The organism is Sphingobium aromaticiconvertens, assembly GCF_037154075.1.
GTDB classification, from domain to species: Bacteria; Pseudomonadota; Alphaproteobacteria; order Sphingomonadales; family Sphingomonadaceae; genus Sphingobium; species Sphingobium aromaticiconvertens.
Window position 1 is genome coordinate 3,762,935 of record NZ_JBANRJ010000001.1, and the last position, 16,957, is coordinate 3,779,891.

A 16,957-nucleotide genomic window follows, 5' to 3' on the forward strand; every position below is an offset into this window, starting at 1 on the left:
CGCCACAGTCGGGGAAGACCTTTGCAAACATCATCGAACAAGCCGACCGTCCTCGTCACAGGGGGCGCGGGCTATATCGGCAGCCATGCTGTGCTGGCTCTGCGTGACGCGGGCTATGCCGTCGTCGTCGTCGACAATCTGATCACCGGCTTCCGCTTTGCGATCCCCGATGACGTCGCCTTCGTGGAAGGGGATATCGCCGACCAGCCCTTGGTCGAAAAGGCGCTGCGCGACCATCATGTGGCTGCGATCATGCATTTCGCCGGTTCGATCATCGTGCCTGAATCGGTCGAGGATCCGCTCAAATATTACCGTAACAACACCGCCAACAGCCGCAGCCTGATCGAAAGCGCGGTCCGGTGCGGCGTGCGCCATTTCATCTTCTCGTCGACCGCAGCAACTTACGGCATTCCAGAGACAAGCCCCGTCGACGAGGATTGCCCGCAACGCCCGATCAATCCCTATGGCATGTCGAAGCTGATGACGGAGCATATGCTCCACGACATCGCCTTCGCGCATCCGATGAACTATTGTGCTCTGCGCTATTTCAACGTCGCGGGCGCCGATCCGCAAGCGCGCACCGGTCAATCGACCGCTGGCGCCACCCATCTCATCAAGGTCGCGGTGGAAGCCGCGCTGGGCAAGCGCGGTCATGTCGGTGTGTTCGGCACCGATTTCGATACGCCCGATGGTACGGGTGTGCGCGACTATATCCATGTCAGCGATCTGGCGTCCGCCCATGTGCTGGCGCTGGAGGCATTGATCGCCAACCCATCCGAAAATCACCTGCTCAATTGCGGTTATGGCCGGGGCTTTTCAGTGCTTGAGGTGCTGGATGCAGTCGATCGCGTCACCAATCTGACGATCGAGCGGAAGCTGGAGGGCCGCCGCGCCGGCGATCCGCCGTCGCTGATATCCGACAATCGCGCCATCATGGCCCGCTTCCCCTGGCATCCGCGCTATGCCGATCTCGACGCGATCGTGAACCATGCTCTCGCCTGGGAACGCAAGCTGAGCGAGATTCGCGGTAGTTGACGGGTAGATCGCACCGGGCCGCCGGCTTCAGATAGCAAAGGGCCGCCCCTCCCTTGTCGGAGCGGCGGCCCTTTAACAACCCAGTCTTGCAGGACAGACGATCACATATGGATGGGCTTGCCCATCACCGCCATTGCGGCTTCCTTGATCGCTTCGCTGTGCGTGGGATGCGCGTGGCAGGTATAGGCGATGTCCTCGCTCGACGCGCCGAACTCCATGGCCTGCACCGCCTGCGCGATCATCGTGCCCGCCACCGATGCGATGATCCAGACGCCCAGCACCTTGTCGGTGTCGGCGTCGGCAATGATCTTCACAAAGCCGTCCGGCTCATGATTGGTCTTGGCGCGGCTGTTGGCCATCATCGGGAATTTGCCGACCTTGATAGCCCCCTTCTCCTTGGCCGCTTCTTCGGTCAGGCCGACGCCTGCGATTTCGGGCCAGGTATAAACGACGCCGGGGATCAGGTCATGATTCACGATACCAGTCAGGCCCGCGATATTCTCGGCCACGGCAATCCCCTCGTCCTCGGCTTTGTGCGCCAGCATCGGGCCGGGGATCACGTCACCAATCGCCCAGACGCCGGACACCTTGGTCGCGAAATCATGATCGGTTTCGATCTGCCCGCGCTGGTTCAGTTCGATGCCGATCTTGTCGAGGCCAAGGCCTTCGGTGTTCGGACGACGACCGATCGATACCAGCACGACATCGGCCTCGATCGTCTCGGCCTCACCACCGGCGGCGGGTTCGACGGTCAGGACAACGCCCTTGCCCTTCACCTTTGCGCCCGTGACCTTGGTCGACAGCTTATATTCGAAGCCCTGCTTCTTGAAGATCTTGTTGGCTTCCTTGCGGATTTCGCCATCCATTCCGGGCAGGATCTGGTCGAGATATTCCACCACCGTCACCTTGGCGCCAACGCGACGCCACACCGAGCCAAGCTCCAGCCCGATGACGCCGCCGCCGATCACGACCATGTGACCCGGCACCTTGTCCAGTTCCAGTCCGCCGGTGGAATCGACGATCTTGCCGCCCGCATTATCGACTTCGACGCCCGGCAACGGCGTGACGGACGATCCGGTGGCGATGATGATATTTTTGGCCGTCACGGCCTTGCCCGCGACGTCGACCGTGTTGGGACCGGTGAAACTGGCCAGCCCCTTGATCCAGTCGATCTTGTTCTTCTTGAACAAAAACTCGATGCCGCCGGTCAGGCCCTTGACCGCATCCACGCGCTGCGCCTGCATCGCGGGCAGGTCGAGCGACATCTTGTCGATCTTGACACCCAGCTTGGCGAGCTTGCCGCTCACCGCTTCCTCGTAGAGTTCGGACGCATGGAGCAGCGCCTTGGATGGGATGCACCCGACATTCAGGCAGGTGCCGCCCAGCGTCTCCCGGCTTTCAACGCAGGCGGTCTTCAACCCCAGCTGCGCCGCGCGAATCGCCGCCACATAGCCACCGGGACCAGCACCGATCACCAGCACGTCATAGTCGAACTCAGCCATATCAATCTCCGTTCGCCCTGAGCCTGTCGAAGGGTCGTACTTCTTCTTTTGCCCTTAGCAAAGAAGGGCGGGGCTTCGACAGGCTCGGCCCGAACGGTGAAAGGATGATTACAGGTCGATCAGGATACGCGTCGGGTCTTCGATCGCATTCTTCACCGCAACCAGGAAGGTCACGGCCTCACGACCGTCAATCAGGCGATGATCATAGCTCAATGCCAGATACATCATCGGGCGAACCACGACCTGTCCGTCGCGAACGACCGGACGATCCTCAATCCGGTGAAGGCCCAGCACCGCCGACTGGGGCGGGTTGATGATCGGGGTCGACATCAGCGATCCGAACACGCCTCCGTTGGAGATAGTGAAGGTGCCGCCCTTCATATCTTCCATCGTCAACTGGCCTTCCTTGGCCTTCTTGCCATAGGTGCCGATCGTCTTCTCGATCTCGGCAACACTCAGGCTTTCGGCATTGCGGATGACCGGCACTACCAGACCATTGGGCGCGGACACCGCGACCGAGATGTCGGCGAAATCATTATAGACGATCTCGTCGCCCTCGATCTGCGCGTTGACGGCGGGGATGTCCTTCAGGGCCATCGTCACCGCCTTGGTGAAGAAGCCCATGAAGCCCAGGCGCACGCCATGCTTCTTTTCGAACAGGTCTTTATATTTGGCCCGCGCTTCGATGACGGCGGTCATGTCGACATCGTTGAAGGTTGTGAGCAGCGCGGCGGTTTCCTGCGCCGACTTCAGGCGCTTGGCGACCGTCTGGCGCAGGCGGGTCATCTTGACCCGCTCCTGCCCGCGGCTTGGACCCGACGACGCGGCAGGCGCGGCGGCGGTCGAAGCGGCAGATTCGCTCGCCTTGGCGGTGCCGGAGGCCATAGCCGCCGTCACATCATCCTTGGTCAGGCGGCCATCCTTGCCTGTGCCTTTAATCTTGCTCGGGTCCAGACCATGTTCCAGCACCAGACGGCGCACGGCGGGGGAAAGCGTCAGATTGCCACCTTCCTCATCGTCCGACACGGTCGCAGAGGCTGCGGGCGCAGGCGCGGCGGCCTCCGCCTTGGCAGCGGGGACTGCGGCAGGCGCGGCAGCAGCGGCCGCACCCTCGTTGATGGTGGCGAGCAGCGCGCCGACGTTCACCGTATCGCCTTCCTTGGCGATGATGTCGCCCAGCGTACCGGCAACAGGCGCGGGTACGTCGACCGCCACCTTATCGGTTTCCAGGCTGACAATCGGCTCGTCGAGCGCGACGGCCTCACCGGGCTTTTTCAGCCACTGTCCAACGGTTGCTTCGGTAACGGATTCGCCCAGCGTGGGGACTTTGACTTCGGTTGCCATGAGCTGTCTCAGCCTTTCTTCTGGCGGCGGATTTCTTCACGAACGCTGTGACCCAGCGCATCGGCGACGAGGGCGCCCTGTTCGGCGACATGGCGCTTGGCCAGACCCGTTGCAGGGGACGCGGATGCCTTGCGGCCCGCATAGCGCGCGCGCATCGGTGCCCGATCGGCCTCGACGAGCGCTTCCTCGATATAGGGTTCGACATGGAACCAGCCGCCATTGTTGCGGGGCTCCTCCTGACACCAGATCACTTCCTCCAGGTTCGGCATGCGCTTCAGGCGTATGGCGAGGGCCTCGGTCGGGAAGGGATAAAGCTGCTCGATACGGACGATCTGGGTATTCTTGTCCCCCGCCGCATCGCGCGCTTCGATCAGGTCATAGGCGACCTTGCCCGAACACAGCACCAGCCGCTTCGTTTCCTTGTCTGGCGCCGGATTGGTATCCGACAGGATGCGCATGAAATGCGTATCGCCCTGGAAATCCTCGGCCTTGCTCACCGCCAGCTTATGCCGCAGCAGCGACTTGGGCGTCATGATAATCAGCGGCTTGCGGAAGCTCCGCAGCATCTGACGGCGCAGGATGTGGAAGTAATTGGCCGGTGTCGTGCAGTTGGCGACCTGGATATTGCCCTCGGCACAGAGCTGAAGGAAACGTTCCAGACGCGCGGAGCTATGCTCAGGCCCCTGCCCTTCATAGCCGTGCGGCAGCAGGCAGACGAGACCGTTGGCCCGCAACCACTTGCTTTCCGACGAAGCGATATACTGGTCGAAGACGATCTGCGCACCATTGGCGAAGTCGCCGAACTGCGCTTCCCACAGAACCAGGCTCTTGGGGTCCGCCAGCGCATAACCATATTCAAAGCCCAGCACGCCATATTCGGACAGCGGGCTATCCAGCACCTCAAACCGGCCATGCGGCACGGTCGAAAGCGGGATATATTTGGCTTCCGTATTCTGGTCGACCCAGACCGAGTGACGCTGGCTGAAAGTGCCACGCCCCGAATCCTGACCGGACAGACGCACGCCATAGCCTTCGGTCAGTAGCGCGCCGAATGCCAGCGCCTCGCCGGTCGCCCAGTCGAAATTGGCACCCTGCTTGAACATCTCCGCCTTGGCGTCCAGCACGCGCTGCAACGTTTTGTGGACGACATGCCCCTCAGGAACGGTGGTCAGCGTTCGGCCAAGGCTGTCGAACAGCTTGGACGTGATGCCCGACTCCACGCTTTGGCGCGTCGTTTCCGCGTCGGCGGGCTTGTGCAGCCCGGACCAACGGCCCGCGAACCAGTCGGCCTTGTTCGCTTTATAGCTCTTGGCCGCCTCGAACTCTTCTTCCAGATGGTTGACGAAATCGCCCGTCGTCTTGGCGACGAAATCATCGTCGACCACGCCTTCCGCCATCAGCCGCGCAGAATAGACGTCGCTGACCGGCGGATGCTGGCGGATCTTCGCATACATCAGCGGCTGGGTGAACGAAGGCTCGTCGCCCTCATTATGGCCGAAGCGGCGATAGCACCACATGTCGATCACAACGTCGCGGTGAAAGGTCTGGCGATATTCCATCGCCAGCTTGCACGCGAAGGTCACGGCTTCGGGATCGTCGCCATTGACGTGCAGGATCGGCGCCTGAACCCCCTTCGCCACGTCGCTCGGATAGGGCGACGAACGGGCGAACTGGGGCGAGGTGGTGAAGCCGACCTGGTTGTTGACCACGAAATGGATGCAACCGCCGGTATTATAACCGCGAATGCCCGAGAAGCCGAGGCATTCCCAGACGATGCCCTGGCCGGCGAAGGCCGCGTCACCATGGATCAGCACGGGCAAAACCTGCTCATGCTTGATGAGATCGTCGCGGAACACCTGTTGCGCGCGGACCTTGCCCAGAACGACCGGGTCGACCGTTTCCAGATGAGAGGGGTTTGGAACCAGCGACATATGCACCTTGATCCCGTCAAACTCGCGATCGGTGGAGGTGCCCAGATGATATTTCACGTCGCCCGAACCACCCACATCCTCCGGGTTGGCCGTGCCGCCCGAAAATTCGTGGAAAATGACGCGAAAGCCCTTGGCCATCACATTGGCCAGCACGTTCAGGCGGCCACGATGGGCCATGCCGAACACGATTTCCTTCACGCCCGACGCGCCACCATATTTGATGACCGCTTCGAGCGCGGGGATCATGGATTCGCCGCCGTCCAAGCCAAAGCGCTTGGTGCCGACATATTTGCGGCCCAGAAACTTTTCATACTGCTCGCCCTGGATGACCTTGGCCAGGATCGCCTTCTTGCCCTCCGGCGTGAAGATGATTTCCTTGTGCTTGCCTTCCATGCGCTCCTGCAGGAAGCGGCGCTCCTCCACATCGGCGATGTGCATATATTCCAGGCCGACATTGCCACAATAATTCGCGCGCAGAATGTCGACGATCTCAGCGACGGTCGCAAAGTCCAGGCCCAGCGATCCACCCAAAAAGACCTTCTTCTTAAGGTCGGTCAGGCCGTGATATTCCGGCGTCAGGTCGGCGGGAAGCTCGCGCTGTGTCAGCCCCAGGGGGTCGAGGTTCGCGGCCAGATGCCCACGCACGCGATAGGTACGGATCAGGAGTTGTGCGCGGATCGCGTCGCCCGCAGCCTCCGCGATGTCCGCCTCGGAAACGGCCTTGCCGCTTGCCTTGGCCGCGGCCTTGACGGCAACCTGCATCTGCGTGGGGTCAAGCGCCCCGGTCAGATCGTCGGTATCGCTGAGTGGCCAGTTGGGCTTCGCCCAGCTTGGGCCTTCCTCAACCTCAAAATCCTGATTCTCGTAACCCATGTCTCTCATCCCATCCGAGCCGCGTGCAGTCGCGGAGCGGGAAAGGAGCGGCCGGGGTGCAGCCCGACCGCTCTTCGGCCAATTAGCCCTTCAGTACTTCAAGCAACGTGGTGCCCAGCTCCGACGGGCTGGCGGCAACCTTGATACCCGCGGCTTCCATTGCCGCGATCTTGCTTTCCGCATCGCCCTTGCCACCCGATACGATCGCGCCGGCATGGCCCATGCGACGGCCCGGAGGCGCCGTGCGGCCCGCGATGAAGCCAGCCATTGGCTTCTTGCGGCCTTTCTTGGCCTCGTCGATCAGGAACTGTGCAGCCTGCTCCTCGGCGTCGCCGCCGATTTCGCCGATCATGATGATCGATTCGGTTGCGTCGTCGGCCAGAAACAGTTCCAGCACGTCGATGAAGTTGGTGCCGTTGACCGGGTCACCGCCAATGCCAACAGCCGTGGTCTGGCCCAGACCCGCATTGCTGGTCTGGAACACCGCTTCATAAGTCAGCGTACCCGAGCGCGAAACGACGCCCACGGTGCCTGCCTTGAAGATGCTGCCGGGCATGATGCCGATCTTGCACTGGTTGGGAGTCAGGACGCCGGGGCAGTTCGGGCCGATCAGGCGCGACTTGCTGCCCGACAGGGCGCGTTTCACGCGCACCATGTCCAGAACCGGAATACCCTCGGTGATGCAGACGATCAGCGGGATTTCGGCGTCGATCGCTTCCAGGATGGAATCGGCGGCGAATGGCGGCGGAACGTAGATGACTGAGGCGTCAGCGCCGGTCTTCGACTTGGCTTCCGCAACGGTGTCGTACATGGGCAGGCCGATATGGCTCGTGCCGCCCTTGCCGGGGGTCACGCCTGCAACCATCTGCGTGCCGTATGCCAGCGCCTGCTCGGTATGGAAGGTACCGGTGGCACCGGTCATCCCCTGGGTGATGACCTTGGTGTTTTTGTCGATCAGAATGGACATATATGCCCCTCGCTTCGCAGTGACGTGGCAATTAAGTGGTTCGATCCGCCCCAGGCTGCGCACTCACCCGGCGCGGATCGGTGCAAGCTTTTTGGCTTAGGCGAGCGAGGAGTCGATCCCCTTGCAGGCCACCAGCAGTTCCTTGACTGCATCGACCGACACGGTGAGATTGGCCTTGGCCTCCTCGTCCAGCGCGATTTCGACGATCTGCTCGACGCCGCCAGCGCCGATCACAACCGGAACGCCGACATACAGGCCGTCCAGACCATATTTGCCTTCGACATAGGCCGCGCAGGGCAGAACCCGCTTCTTGTCATAAAGATAGGCCTCAGCCATCGCGATGCCGCTGGTGGCGGGCGCGTAAAAGGCCGAACCGGTCTTGAGCAGGCCGACAATCTCGCCCCCGCCCGAACGGGTGCGTGCGACGATGGCGTCGATGCGCTCCTGCGTGGAGCGGCCCTGCTTGATCAAATCGGGAACCGGAATACCCGAAACGGTCGAATAAGCGATGACCGGGACCATCGTGTCGCCATGGCCGCCCAGCACGAAGCTGGTGACGTCCTTGACCGACACCTTGAACTCATCGGCCAGGAAGTGGCTGAAGCGCGCCGAGTCCAGCACGCCTGCCATGCCGACAACCTTGTTGTGTGGCAGGCCCGAAAATTCGCGCAGCGCCCACACCATCGCGTCGAGCGGGTTGGTGATGCAGATGACGAAGGCGTCAGGGGCGTTGCTCTTGATGCCCTCTCCCACGGCCTTCATGACCTTCAGGTTGATGCCCAACAGATCGTCGCGGCTCATACCCGGCTTGCGAGCAACGCCGGCGGTGACGATGATAACGTCCGCACCTGCGATGTCCGCGTAATCGTTGGAACCCGTAATCGTGGAATCAAAGCCTTCGACCGGGCCGCACTGCGACAGGTCCAGTGCCTTACCCTGGGGCACACCTTCTACGACGTCGAACAGGACGATGTCGCCTAGCCCCTTCAGCGCGGCGAGGTGCGCCAGCGTGCCACCGATATTGCCTGCGCCAATGAGCGCGATCTTCTTACGGGCCATATGCAATCATCCTCCAAAGCATGGATATTTGGAATTGCCGCCCGCTTAAGCCCATATTGTAAAGGTTTCAACCGAAGAGACATGTGGACGGTCAATTATCTTTGCAATTCATTCGCAATTGCATTAGAACCTGATTCTGCTGTCCGGCCTGGGGTCCTACCCTGCCCCTTGCCCTTCCCTGCAGCACAGCCTTGCCGACCGTCGCCTTCATAAAGCGACGGTCGGTATTTTCTGTGACAGGTTGCGATGAACCCGGCGTGTATTGAGACGATGCGGGAAAGTGGGGCAATTTCGGAAAGCCCCGGTCGCGGCTGGCCCGGTAAAAACTCGCACCCGATAAGCTATTTCGGGCCGTGGCCCAGCGCCAGATAGTCGTTCGACTGCATTTCCATCAGGCGCGACACGGTCCTCTCGAACTCGAATGCCCCATCGCCCTCGGGATACAGCGCCACAGGTTGCGCATCCGCGGACGCCAGCAGCTTGACCTTATATTCATAAAGCGAGTCAATCAGCGTCACGAACCGCGCCGCCTCGTTCCGCTTCTCCGGTCCCAACACCGGGATACCGACGAGGATCACCGTATGATATTTGCGCGCGATCGCCAGATAGTCCGGCGCGCCCCGCGCCTCGACGCATAGCCGCTTGAAAGAAAATACAGCGACCCCCTTCAGGCTCTTGGGCACATGCAGCATCCGCCCACCCTGCACCATGATGTCCTCGGCAGGTACATTGGCGCGATCGCTCGGCGGGTAATCGGTCAGGCGGAAAAAGGCTTCGCTCAGGGCGGCTGTTGCTTCGGGGCCGTTGGGTGAATGCCACAAGGTCGCATCACCCAGCCGGTCGAGCCGATAATCGGTCGGCCCGTCCAGCGTCATCACATCCAGCCGATCCTTGATCAGCGCGATGAAGGGCAGGAAAAGCTGGCGATTGAGGCCGTTCTTGTACAGTTCATCGGGCGCGCGGTTGGACGTGGTGACGATCGTCACCCGCGCCGCCAGCAATCCGGCGAACAGCCGCGACATGATCGCCGCGTCCGCCATATTGTTGACGACCATTTCGTCAAAGCACAGCAGCCGCGCCTGATCGGCCAGCACGGCCACGACCTGCGGGATCGGATCACCGCTCTCCGACTTGCGCGCTTCCGCCAGCATGGCGTGAACGTCCAGCATGAATTCGTGAAAATGGGCGCGCTTCTTGCGCTGGACGTTCACCGCGTCGAAGAACAGATCCATCAACATCGATTTCCCGCGCCCAACACCCCCGAACATGTAAAGTCCGCGCGGCGGCTCCGGCGCCTTGCGCAACATCTTCCACAGCGTCGATCCGCGTGGCGGTGCCGCTTCCATTTCCTGCTGCAATCGGTCCAGCCGCTCGGCGGCGGCGGCCTGATCAGGATCGGCACGCAATTCGCCTGCCGCCACCAGCGCACGGTATCGGGCAATCACGCTCGTCATCGTGGCGTGGAAGCCTTGCGAATGGTGGCGCTCGACGCCGCGACCGGCTCCCCATCCTGTGTGATCAACATGCGCAGGAACATTAACCGCCCGGTTTCACGAAGCAAGTCCACGTTCGCCAGCAGGATCGATCCTACGCGTCCCGAACCCAGATATTGCATCGAAAGATCGACGGTCACGCCATTGACCTGGGCGACATGACCCATCGCCCACAAGGCACCAAAATACGCATGATCGGCAAAGGCCGCGATGAACCCGCCATGCAGTGCATCGAGCCGGTTGCGATGACTGGGCCGCGTCTCCAGCGCAACCTGCGCCCGTCCGGGCGCGTCGCTGCGCAAATAGCTGCGACCGATCGCCTGCAGAAAGGTGTCGGAATGCGGGTCGGACCATGCGGCCCAGCCTGCCCATTGCCCTTCGGTCAGCGGGACGCCGCCTATAACACCGTCACTCACGCCGATCAGAGCTGACGCTCGACCATCATCTTCTTCGTCTCGGCAATCGCCTTGGCGGGGCTGAGACCCTTGGGGCAGACATTGGCGCAGTTCATGATGGTGTGGCAGCGATAGAGGCGGAAGGGATCTTCCAATTCGTCCAGACGCTCGCCCGTATATTCGTCGCGGCTATCAGCCAGCCAGCGATAGGCCTGAAGCAGGATCGCCGGACCAAGGAACTTGTCCGAATTCCACCAATAGCTGGGGCAACTGGTCGAGCAGCAGGCGCACAGGATGCACTCATACAAGCCGTCCAGCTTCTCGCGCTCGGCGGGCGACTGGAGACGCTCCTTACCCGATGGCGGCGGCGACACGGTCTTCAGCCAGGGCTGGATCGAATTATACTGGGCATAGAAATGCGTGAAGTCAGGGACCAGATCCTTGATCACGTCCATATGCGGCAGCGGCGTGATCCGCACTTCCTTGCCCGAACATTCCTCGATCGAAGTAGTGCAGGCCAGGCCATTGCGCCCGTTCATGTTCATCGAACAGGAACCACAAATGCCTTCGCGGCAGGACCGGCGGAAGGTCAGCGACGGATCATATTCATTCTTGATCTTGATCAGCGCGTCCAGAACCATCGGCCCGCAATTGTCCAGGTCGATGTCGAACGTGTCATAGCGCGGGTTCTGCCCCGAGTCGGGATCGTAGCGATAGACCTTGAAGCTCTTGACATTGGCTGCGCCCGCGGGGGCGGGGTGCTTCACACCCTTGCCGCTGATCTTGCTGTTCTTGGGCAGAGCAAATTCGGCCATCGACCATCAATCCCATCTTGCATTGCTTAACCGCGATCGGCTTTTTCTGCGGCCCGCATACCAAATAATATCGAAAGGTCCAGCGCTGGTGCAGCATAATTGGCGATGCTTGCGCGAAGGGGCCAGCCAGTGCAAGGCCATAGGATAGCCCATGAAGGGGCGTAAAACGGCTTGCCAATGACGGAACGCAGCGCGAATATGCCCCCCATTGCCTTCCTGGCCATTGCAGAGGCGCAGCAGCTTTATCACTGGCTGCCTGCCGCATTGGCACTCGCGCGCGATAGCGGCGCGCGGGTCGATGTCCTGTCCCCCTCCCACGCCATCCTGCATATTGTTGCCGATCACGACCCGGAAGGGCGCATAGGGCGGGTTCTTCTCCGTCGCCCGACCTTCAAGCCCGATTCGCTGTTTACCATGCCCTCGCGGTTCGCGACTCTGGCGCTCAACTATCCAACCATCCGTCGCTACCCAACGATCGTCACCACCGAAACATCCAGCGCCATCCTGCGCCATTTCCCCGGCTTCCGTTCAAAGCTGGTCGAGATCAAACATGGCGCGGGCGACCGGGCGGGCGGCTACAAGAACGCCCATGCCGCCTTCGACCTGGTGCTGGTCGCGGGCGACAAGGACCGGGAGCGGATGATCGCGCTGGGCCTTCAGACGCCCGACCGCGTGACCGCCTGTGGCTATGCGAAGTTCGAGGTGATGGCAGCGCGCCAGACGCTGTTCGACAACGACCTGCCCGTCATCCTCTACAACCCGCATTTCGACGCCGCGCTATCCTCCTGGGTCCGGCATGGCCCAAAGGTGCTGGCGGCACTGGAGTCGCTCAAGGGCTATAATGTCGTGATCGCGCCGCATACAAAGCTGGCGCAGCGCATTCCCCCGATCCGCACGGACGCCCCCCATATCCTCCTCGACATGGGGTCCGTCCGCTCGATCGACATGAGCTACACCAACAGCGCCGACCTCTATCTGGGCGACGTCAGCAGTCAGGTCTATGAGTTCATTCTGCGCCCGCGCCCCTGCCTGTTCCTGAACCTCGACCAGCATGATTGGATGGACGATCCGCACTTCGCCCATTTCACGCTGGGGCAGGTGATCGACACGCTTGCCGACCTGCCAACCGCCCTTTCCCGTGCCGCCGCGATGCAGTCGCAGTTTGAAAGCGTGCAGAAGGCGGCTATGCGCTTTGCGATCAACGATGGGCCAGTGCCCGCCTCCCGACGCCAGGCGGACGCCATCCGCGCGGTGGCGGCGCGCACCGACTGAGCAGGACGACCGGAAACAGCATGACCACCGACAGCAACCCGCAATCGCCGCTCGGACAGATCCGGCTGATCGGACAGAATGACACCCGCATCTGGGGCATGACCAATGCCGAGCGTATCCGCCGCATGGCAAACGAGGCGGCAAAGAGCAGCAAGCAACTGGCCGCGGATCATTGCCTGGCCGTAAATCTTGCCTTCGTGTTCGACCCGCTGTTGCTACGCAAGGTGATCGCCGAGCCGGGTACGGTCTTCACCCGCAACGGCGTGCTGGTGGTCGGCCAGATGCCCGTGGAGATTGCCGTCGAACGCCCAGTCGCGGCGCAGGGCGTGACCATCATCGACCTTGCCGACGGCAAACGCATCTACAACGACCAGCTTCGCAAGCTGGAAGCGCCTTTCGTCACCGAACTGACCCCGCAGACCCGCGCTGCGATCGAACGACAAAGCTATTTCGGCGCGTATAAGGGCGTGACCGACCTGCTCACCAAATATCTGTGGCCCGAACTGGCGTTCATCCTGACGCGGATTGCTGCACGGATCGGCATGACCCCGAATATGGTGTCAGTCATTGGCGTTACCTGCTGCATCGCCGCAACCTTCCTCTTCGCTTATGGCCATTACTGGACCGGGATGCTGATTGGTTTCGTCTTCATGGTGCTGGACACGGTCGACGGAAAGCTGGCGCGCTGCACCATCACCTCTTCCAAATGGGGCCATGTGATCGACCATGGCGTCGACCTCGTCCACCCGCCCTTCTGGTGGTACGCTTGGGGTGTCGGCCTTGCGACATGGGGATTGGCGCTGTCGCCTGCGACCTTCTGGACCGTCATGGGCGTGATCTTCGCGGGCTACGTCCTCCAGCGGTTGATCGAGGGTGCGTTCATCACCGGCTTTGGCATGCATATCCATGTCTGGCGGCCCTTCGACACCTGGTTCCGCCTCATCACCGCACGGCGCAATCCCAACATGGTGATCCTGTTCGCCTCCATGCTGGCGGGACGCCCCGATTGGGGTATCATCGCCGTCGCCTGGTGGACCGGCCTCTCGCTCGCCGTCCACCTCTTCCAACTGCTCCAGGCCTATTGGTTGAAGGCGCGCGGGCAGACGATCACCAGTTGGCTGGAGCAAGGCGCATGAACGAAACAATCGTCAAGTTCGGCTGGCCCGACACGCTGGTCTGCGAATATACGCACTGGCTCATCCTCCTGCGCCCCGCCCAGCCGACGCTGGGATCGCTGGTGCTGGCGGCAAAGTCCGACGCCACCGCCTTCGGTGATTTGCCTCCTGAGGCCCATGCCGAACTGGCGATCGTGACCAACGCCATCGAAACCGCCCTTAAAGCTGCGATCGATTACAGCCGGATCAACTATCTGATGCTGATGATGGTGGACCCCAACGTCCATTTCCACGTCCTGCCCCGTTATGAGGGCACACGCAGCAGCGCAGGACTAACGGTCCCCGACGCCGGATGGCCGGGCCAACCGGATCTCGCCAGCGCGGTCAAGCTGGACGCCGCCCAGCGCGACACCCTGCTGGCATGGTTGAAACCCTACTTCGTGTAACGGCCTTCCTCGACCCATTTCGCCGTCAACGCCGTCGCTGCCTCAACGTCCTGATGGAAGTCGACTTCCTGCCATTCCAGCCCCTCGATCGACACGGTGCCGACACTGTTGCCCTTGGCAATGATGTCGATGGCGCGCAGATACCAGCGCTCGACCCCTTCCGGCGTCCGCATCATCTGGTCGATCTGGTTGCGGAAGATCGCCGGACCTTCGCCACAAAAGGCCAGCATCCCGATCGATTCGGCATTGGTGTCGGGGGGTAGCAGACGTTTGCCGATGGCGTGCAGGCGGCCCTCGGCATCCCGATTCACTTTCATGTCGTCATCATCATAGTCGCTCTTCACATCGACAGTGACGGTGATCGGCCCAGTCGCGCCCACGATCAGCTTCGCAACGATCTCGTCCGACACGATCGTGTCGCCATTCAGGATGATGAAGTCCTGATCCATCTCCTCCCGCGCGATCCAGCAGGTGCCCAAATTATCGGCAACCTGAAAGAAGGGGTTGAACAGCGTCCGTATCCGCGCGCCGGTGTCGCGATAGAGTTGCAGCGCATGATCCTCGACCCGCTCGGTGCGAAAGCCGGTGACGACGACGATATCGGTCACGCCATTGGCGACCAGTGCCGCGACCTGCCAACTGATGAGGCTGCGACCGTTGAAGTCGATCATGCATTTGGGCACGTCGCGCGTCAGCGGCAACAGGCGTGAGCCTTGCCCCGCGGAAAGGATGATGGCTTTGGTGATGCTCATGCGCGCGCTCTACCGCAAACTTGCCTTTGTGGACAATCGCCAACTGCGGACATTTGCCGTTTGGCGACCATCACCCTAGATAGGCCGCGCCGGACCGTCCGGCGCCGGAGCATGAAACAGACGTGAGCAAGCCCGACAGCGTAGCGGCCAAAAACTCCAAAGCTGGCGATTCAGGCGCGAACAGCGGCTTCGCGCGCATTCTTGCCAACACCGGCTGGCTGCTGGGCGGCAAGGGCGTGGGCGCGATCCTCTCCATCGTCTATCTCGCCATCGCCACACGCACCCTGGGCGTGGCCGACTTCGGCCGCTTCGCCCTGGTCCTCTCCGCCGCGCAGGCGATCAAGACGCTGGTATCCTTCGAAAGCTGGCAGATCATCATCCGCTATGGGCAGGAACATCTGAAGGCGGCGGACGCGGCAGAGGGCGGGCACGCACTCAATCGCCTCGCCCGCTTCTGCATTCTGGTCGATCTGGTTTCTGCCATCGTCGGCTGCGCGCTGGCGGCGGCACTGACCCTGATCTTCGGGCCTATGATGGATCTGTCGCGCGACATGGCGATCGACGCGATCCTCTTCTGTGCGGTCATGCTGCTGACGATCCGATCGACACCGATGGGCATATTGCGCCTGTTCGACCGCTTTGACGCGGGGGCGCTCGCTGAAACGATGGTGCCCATCGGCCGGATGATCGGTGCGCTCGCCGTGCTGGCGGCTGGCCCGTCCATCGCAGGCTTTCTGCTCGCCTGGGCTGGCGCGGAACTGCTTTGCGCAATCAGCTACTGGTGGCTGGCATTGCGGGCAGGCAAAGGCCGGATGGGATCATGGCGCGCAGGCCACACGCTGGATGCCCGGACCGAAAATCCTGGCCTCGTCGGCTTTCTCACCGCCACCAACCTGCAAGTGACACTCTCTTCAATGGGCCAGCAAGTCGCTGTACTGTTCATCGGCATATTCGTCGGCCCTACCGGCGCGGGCCTCTATCGCCTCGCCAATCAGCTCTCCGCCTCGCTCACAAAGATTTCGGGCCTCCTCTCCCGCAGCATCTTCGTGGAACTGGCGCGCACCCACAGCCATGAAGGCACCGCAGAACTGCGCACCCTGTTTCGCCGCACCAACCGGCTGGCGCTGATCGCTGGCGCGGTCATCATCCTGCTGATCCTCGCCGTCGGCCACCCGCTGCTGGGCCTGATCGCGGGCAAGGATTTCCTCCCCGCCTATCCGCTATTGCTGGTGCTGGGCGTCGCCGCGTCGATCGACCTTGTGGGCGTCAGCTATCGCCCCCTCCTTATGGCGACCGACGGCGCGCGCCTGTCGCTTCGCATCACCTTCGTTGCAACTTTGCTGATGTTCGTCCTGCTCGCCGTGCTGCTACCGCTTTACGACACGATCGGCGCGGCCTTTGCCAATCTGGCATCCTCGATCGTCGCCTTCTTCATGATGGGCTGGGCCAGCCGCAGGATGATGCGCGGCGGCACATCCTGACTCCCCGCCCCACCGCGCTCCTGCCGCGCGAGAAAGCTTAATCCTTTTGGTCGAGCCAAATCTGCGCCGCATCCATCGATGAAAAAACCTGCACGCGAGGATGCGCCAGGGTCCGCTCGGCCTGCAATTTGTTGAGTTGGCTACCGACGATCACCGCCGCGCGGCCGGACGTCAGGACGATTCCCCTTTGCATGATTCCCGTCAGCAATTCGGCAACATCCGTCGCCTGCACTGGAAATTCCAGCGACTCCACGATCACGTTGAAATCATCGCGGACCGCATGCGCCTCGCGCGCCTTCGCATCGACAACCGCTGCAAGGCGCAAGGCATCTTCGGGTTTCATGAACCCACTCACACTGATCATCAACAGATTGGCGGGAATATCATAATCAACTCGAAACATGCCGGCGCCGAATCCCTTGTCGAACCTTTACTCTACAGCGCTGCGTCCTAGCCCTTTTCCGGCGCGCATGGGAA

15 protein-coding genes are annotated in these 16,957 nt (G+C 61.8%); 5 read left to right on the forward strand and 10 right to left on the reverse strand.

Annotated features, from left to right (window positions below; genetic code table 11):
- Positions 1-21: 21 nt before the first annotated feature.
- Positions 22-1,035, forward strand: coding sequence for a UDP-glucose 4-epimerase GalE (gene galE, locus WFR25_RS17985; RefSeq protein ID WP_336972762.1), 1,014 nt, complete (start codon positions 22-24; stop codon positions 1,033-1,035).
- Between the two features lie 101 nt (positions 1,036-1,136).
- Here the strand turns inward: galE and lpdA are convergent, their stop codons facing one another.
- The 8 genes from lpdA to WFR25_RS18025 form a co-directional block, all read right to left on the reverse strand.
- The gene (gene lpdA / locus WFR25_RS17990; protein ID WP_336972763.1) at positions 1,137-2,537 is read right to left on the reverse strand and encodes a dihydrolipoyl dehydrogenase; all 1,401 of its coding nucleotides are present in this window, start codon (positions 2,535-2,537) and stop codon (positions 1,137-1,139) included.
- 108 nt (positions 2,538-2,645) lie between these two features.
- Positions 2,646-3,881 carry a 2-oxoglutarate dehydrogenase complex dihydrolipoyllysine-residue succinyltransferase gene (gene odhB, locus WFR25_RS17995; protein ID WP_336972764.1) on the reverse strand — a complete coding sequence of 412 codons (1,236 nt, stop codon included), beginning with the start codon at positions 3,879-3,881 and terminating at the stop codon, positions 2,646-2,648.
- Positions 3,882-3,889: 8 nt separating this feature from the next.
- Entirely contained in the window at positions 3,890-6,685 is a 2,796-nt protein-coding gene (locus WFR25_RS18000) for a 2-oxoglutarate dehydrogenase E1 component (RefSeq protein WP_336972765.1), read from the reverse strand.
- Between the two features lie 82 nt (positions 6,686-6,767).
- A complete protein-coding gene (gene sucD, locus WFR25_RS18005; RefSeq protein WP_336972766.1) occupies positions 6,768-7,652 on the reverse strand; it encodes a succinate--CoA ligase subunit alpha in 885 nt (294 codons plus the stop codon).
- A gap of 96 nt (positions 7,653-7,748) precedes the next feature.
- Positions 7,749-8,711, reverse strand: a complete 963-nt coding sequence (gene mdh, locus WFR25_RS18010; RefSeq protein WP_336972768.1) for a malate dehydrogenase — start codon at positions 8,709-8,711, stop codon at positions 7,749-7,751.
- A 341-nt stretch (positions 8,712-9,052) separates the two neighbouring features.
- Positions 9,053-10,165 (reverse strand): cell division protein ZapE, encoded by a 1,113-nt coding sequence (gene zapE / locus WFR25_RS18015; protein ID WP_336972770.1) that lies wholly within the window; start codon positions 10,163-10,165, stop codon positions 9,053-9,055.
- The gene (locus WFR25_RS18020) at positions 10,162-10,620 is read right to left on the reverse strand and encodes a PaaI family thioesterase (RefSeq protein ID WP_336972772.1); all 459 of its coding nucleotides are present in this window, start codon (positions 10,618-10,620) and stop codon (positions 10,162-10,164) included. The genes zapE and WFR25_RS18020 overlap by 4 nt, the downstream gene beginning before the upstream one ends.
- A gap of 5 nt (positions 10,621-10,625) precedes the next feature.
- The gene (locus WFR25_RS18025; RefSeq protein WP_336972774.1) at positions 10,626-11,414 is read right to left on the reverse strand and encodes a succinate dehydrogenase iron-sulfur subunit; all 789 of its coding nucleotides are present in this window, start codon (positions 11,412-11,414) and stop codon (positions 10,626-10,628) included.
- Between the two features lie 198 nt (positions 11,415-11,612).
- Here WFR25_RS18025 and WFR25_RS18030 point away from each other — a divergent pair, with 198 nt between their 5' ends.
- From WFR25_RS18030 to WFR25_RS18040, 3 genes are read left to right on the forward strand one after another with little or no spacing between them, the layout of a single operon-like run.
- Entirely contained in the window at positions 11,613-12,686 is a 1,074-nt protein-coding gene (locus WFR25_RS18030) for a glycosyl transferase (RefSeq protein ID WP_336972775.1), read from the forward strand.
- Between the two features lie 20 nt (positions 12,687-12,706).
- The gene (locus tag WFR25_RS18035) at positions 12,707-13,822 is read left to right on the forward strand and encodes a CDP-alcohol phosphatidyltransferase family protein (protein WP_336972777.1); all 1,116 of its coding nucleotides are present in this window, start codon (positions 12,707-12,709) and stop codon (positions 13,820-13,822) included.
- Positions 13,819-14,247, forward strand: coding sequence for an HIT family protein (locus WFR25_RS18040; RefSeq protein WP_336972778.1), 429 nt, complete (start codon positions 13,819-13,821; stop codon positions 14,245-14,247). Before WFR25_RS18035 ends, WFR25_RS18040 begins: the two co-directional genes overlap by 4 nt.
- On the opposite strand, the gene WFR25_RS18045 is transcribed toward WFR25_RS18040, so the two are convergent.
- Positions 14,235-14,999, reverse strand: coding sequence for a phosphocholine cytidylyltransferase family protein (locus WFR25_RS18045; RefSeq protein ID WP_336972779.1), 765 nt, complete (start codon positions 14,997-14,999; stop codon positions 14,235-14,237). The genes WFR25_RS18040 and WFR25_RS18045 overlap by 13 nt on opposite strands.
- A gap of 122 nt (positions 15,000-15,121) precedes the next feature.
- Between WFR25_RS18045 and WFR25_RS18050 the strand changes: the two genes are divergently transcribed.
- Entirely contained in the window at positions 15,122-16,480 is a 1,359-nt protein-coding gene (locus WFR25_RS18050) for a lipopolysaccharide biosynthesis protein (protein ID WP_419723169.1), read from the forward strand.
- Between the two features lie 37 nt (positions 16,481-16,517).
- Here the strand turns inward: WFR25_RS18050 and WFR25_RS18055 are convergent, their stop codons facing one another.
- The gene (locus tag WFR25_RS18055) at positions 16,518-16,883 is read right to left on the reverse strand and encodes a hypothetical protein (protein ID WP_336972780.1); all 366 of its coding nucleotides are present in this window, start codon (positions 16,881-16,883) and stop codon (positions 16,518-16,520) included.
- Positions 16,884-16,957 lie beyond the last annotated feature (74 nt).

Coding starts and splice junctions, on each gene's coding strand:
- lpdA (WP_336972763.1), bottom strand. CDS start 2,537: ATGGCTGAGTTCGACTATGACGTGCTGGTGATCGGTGCTGGTCCCGGT.
- odhB (WP_336972764.1), bottom strand. CDS start 3,881: ATGGCAACCGAAGTCAAAGTCCCCACGCTGGGCGAATCCGTTACCGAA.
- WFR25_RS18000 (WP_336972765.1), bottom strand. CDS start 6,685: ATGGGTTACGAGAATCAGGATTTTGAGGTTGAGGAAGGCCCAAGCTGG.
- sucD (WP_336972766.1), bottom strand. CDS start 7,652: ATGTCCATTCTGATCGACAAAAACACCAAGGTCATCACCCAGGGGATG.
- mdh (WP_336972768.1), bottom strand. CDS start 8,711: ATGGCCCGTAAGAAGATCGCGCTCATTGGCGCAGGCAATATCGGTGGC.
- zapE (WP_336972770.1), bottom strand. CDS start 10,165: ATGACGAGCGTGATTGCCCGATACCGTGCGCTGGTGGCGGCAGGCGAA.
- WFR25_RS18025 (WP_336972774.1), bottom strand. CDS start 11,414: ATGGCCGAATTTGCTCTGCCCAAGAACAGCAAGATCAGCGGCAAGGGT.
- WFR25_RS18030 (WP_336972775.1), top strand. CDS start 11,613: ATGCCCCCCATTGCCTTCCTGGCCATTGCAGAGGCGCAGCAGCTTTAT.
- WFR25_RS18035 (WP_336972777.1), top strand. CDS start 12,707: ATGACCACCGACAGCAACCCGCAATCGCCGCTCGGACAGATCCGGCTG.
- WFR25_RS18040 (WP_336972778.1), top strand. CDS start 13,819: ATGAACGAAACAATCGTCAAGTTCGGCTGGCCCGACACGCTGGTCTGC.
- WFR25_RS18045 (WP_336972779.1), bottom strand. CDS start 14,999: ATGAGCATCACCAAAGCCATCATCCTTTCCGCGGGGCAAGGCTCACGC.
- WFR25_RS18055 (WP_336972780.1), bottom strand. CDS start 16,883: ATGTTTCGAGTTGATTATGATATTCCCGCCAATCTGTTGATGATCAGT.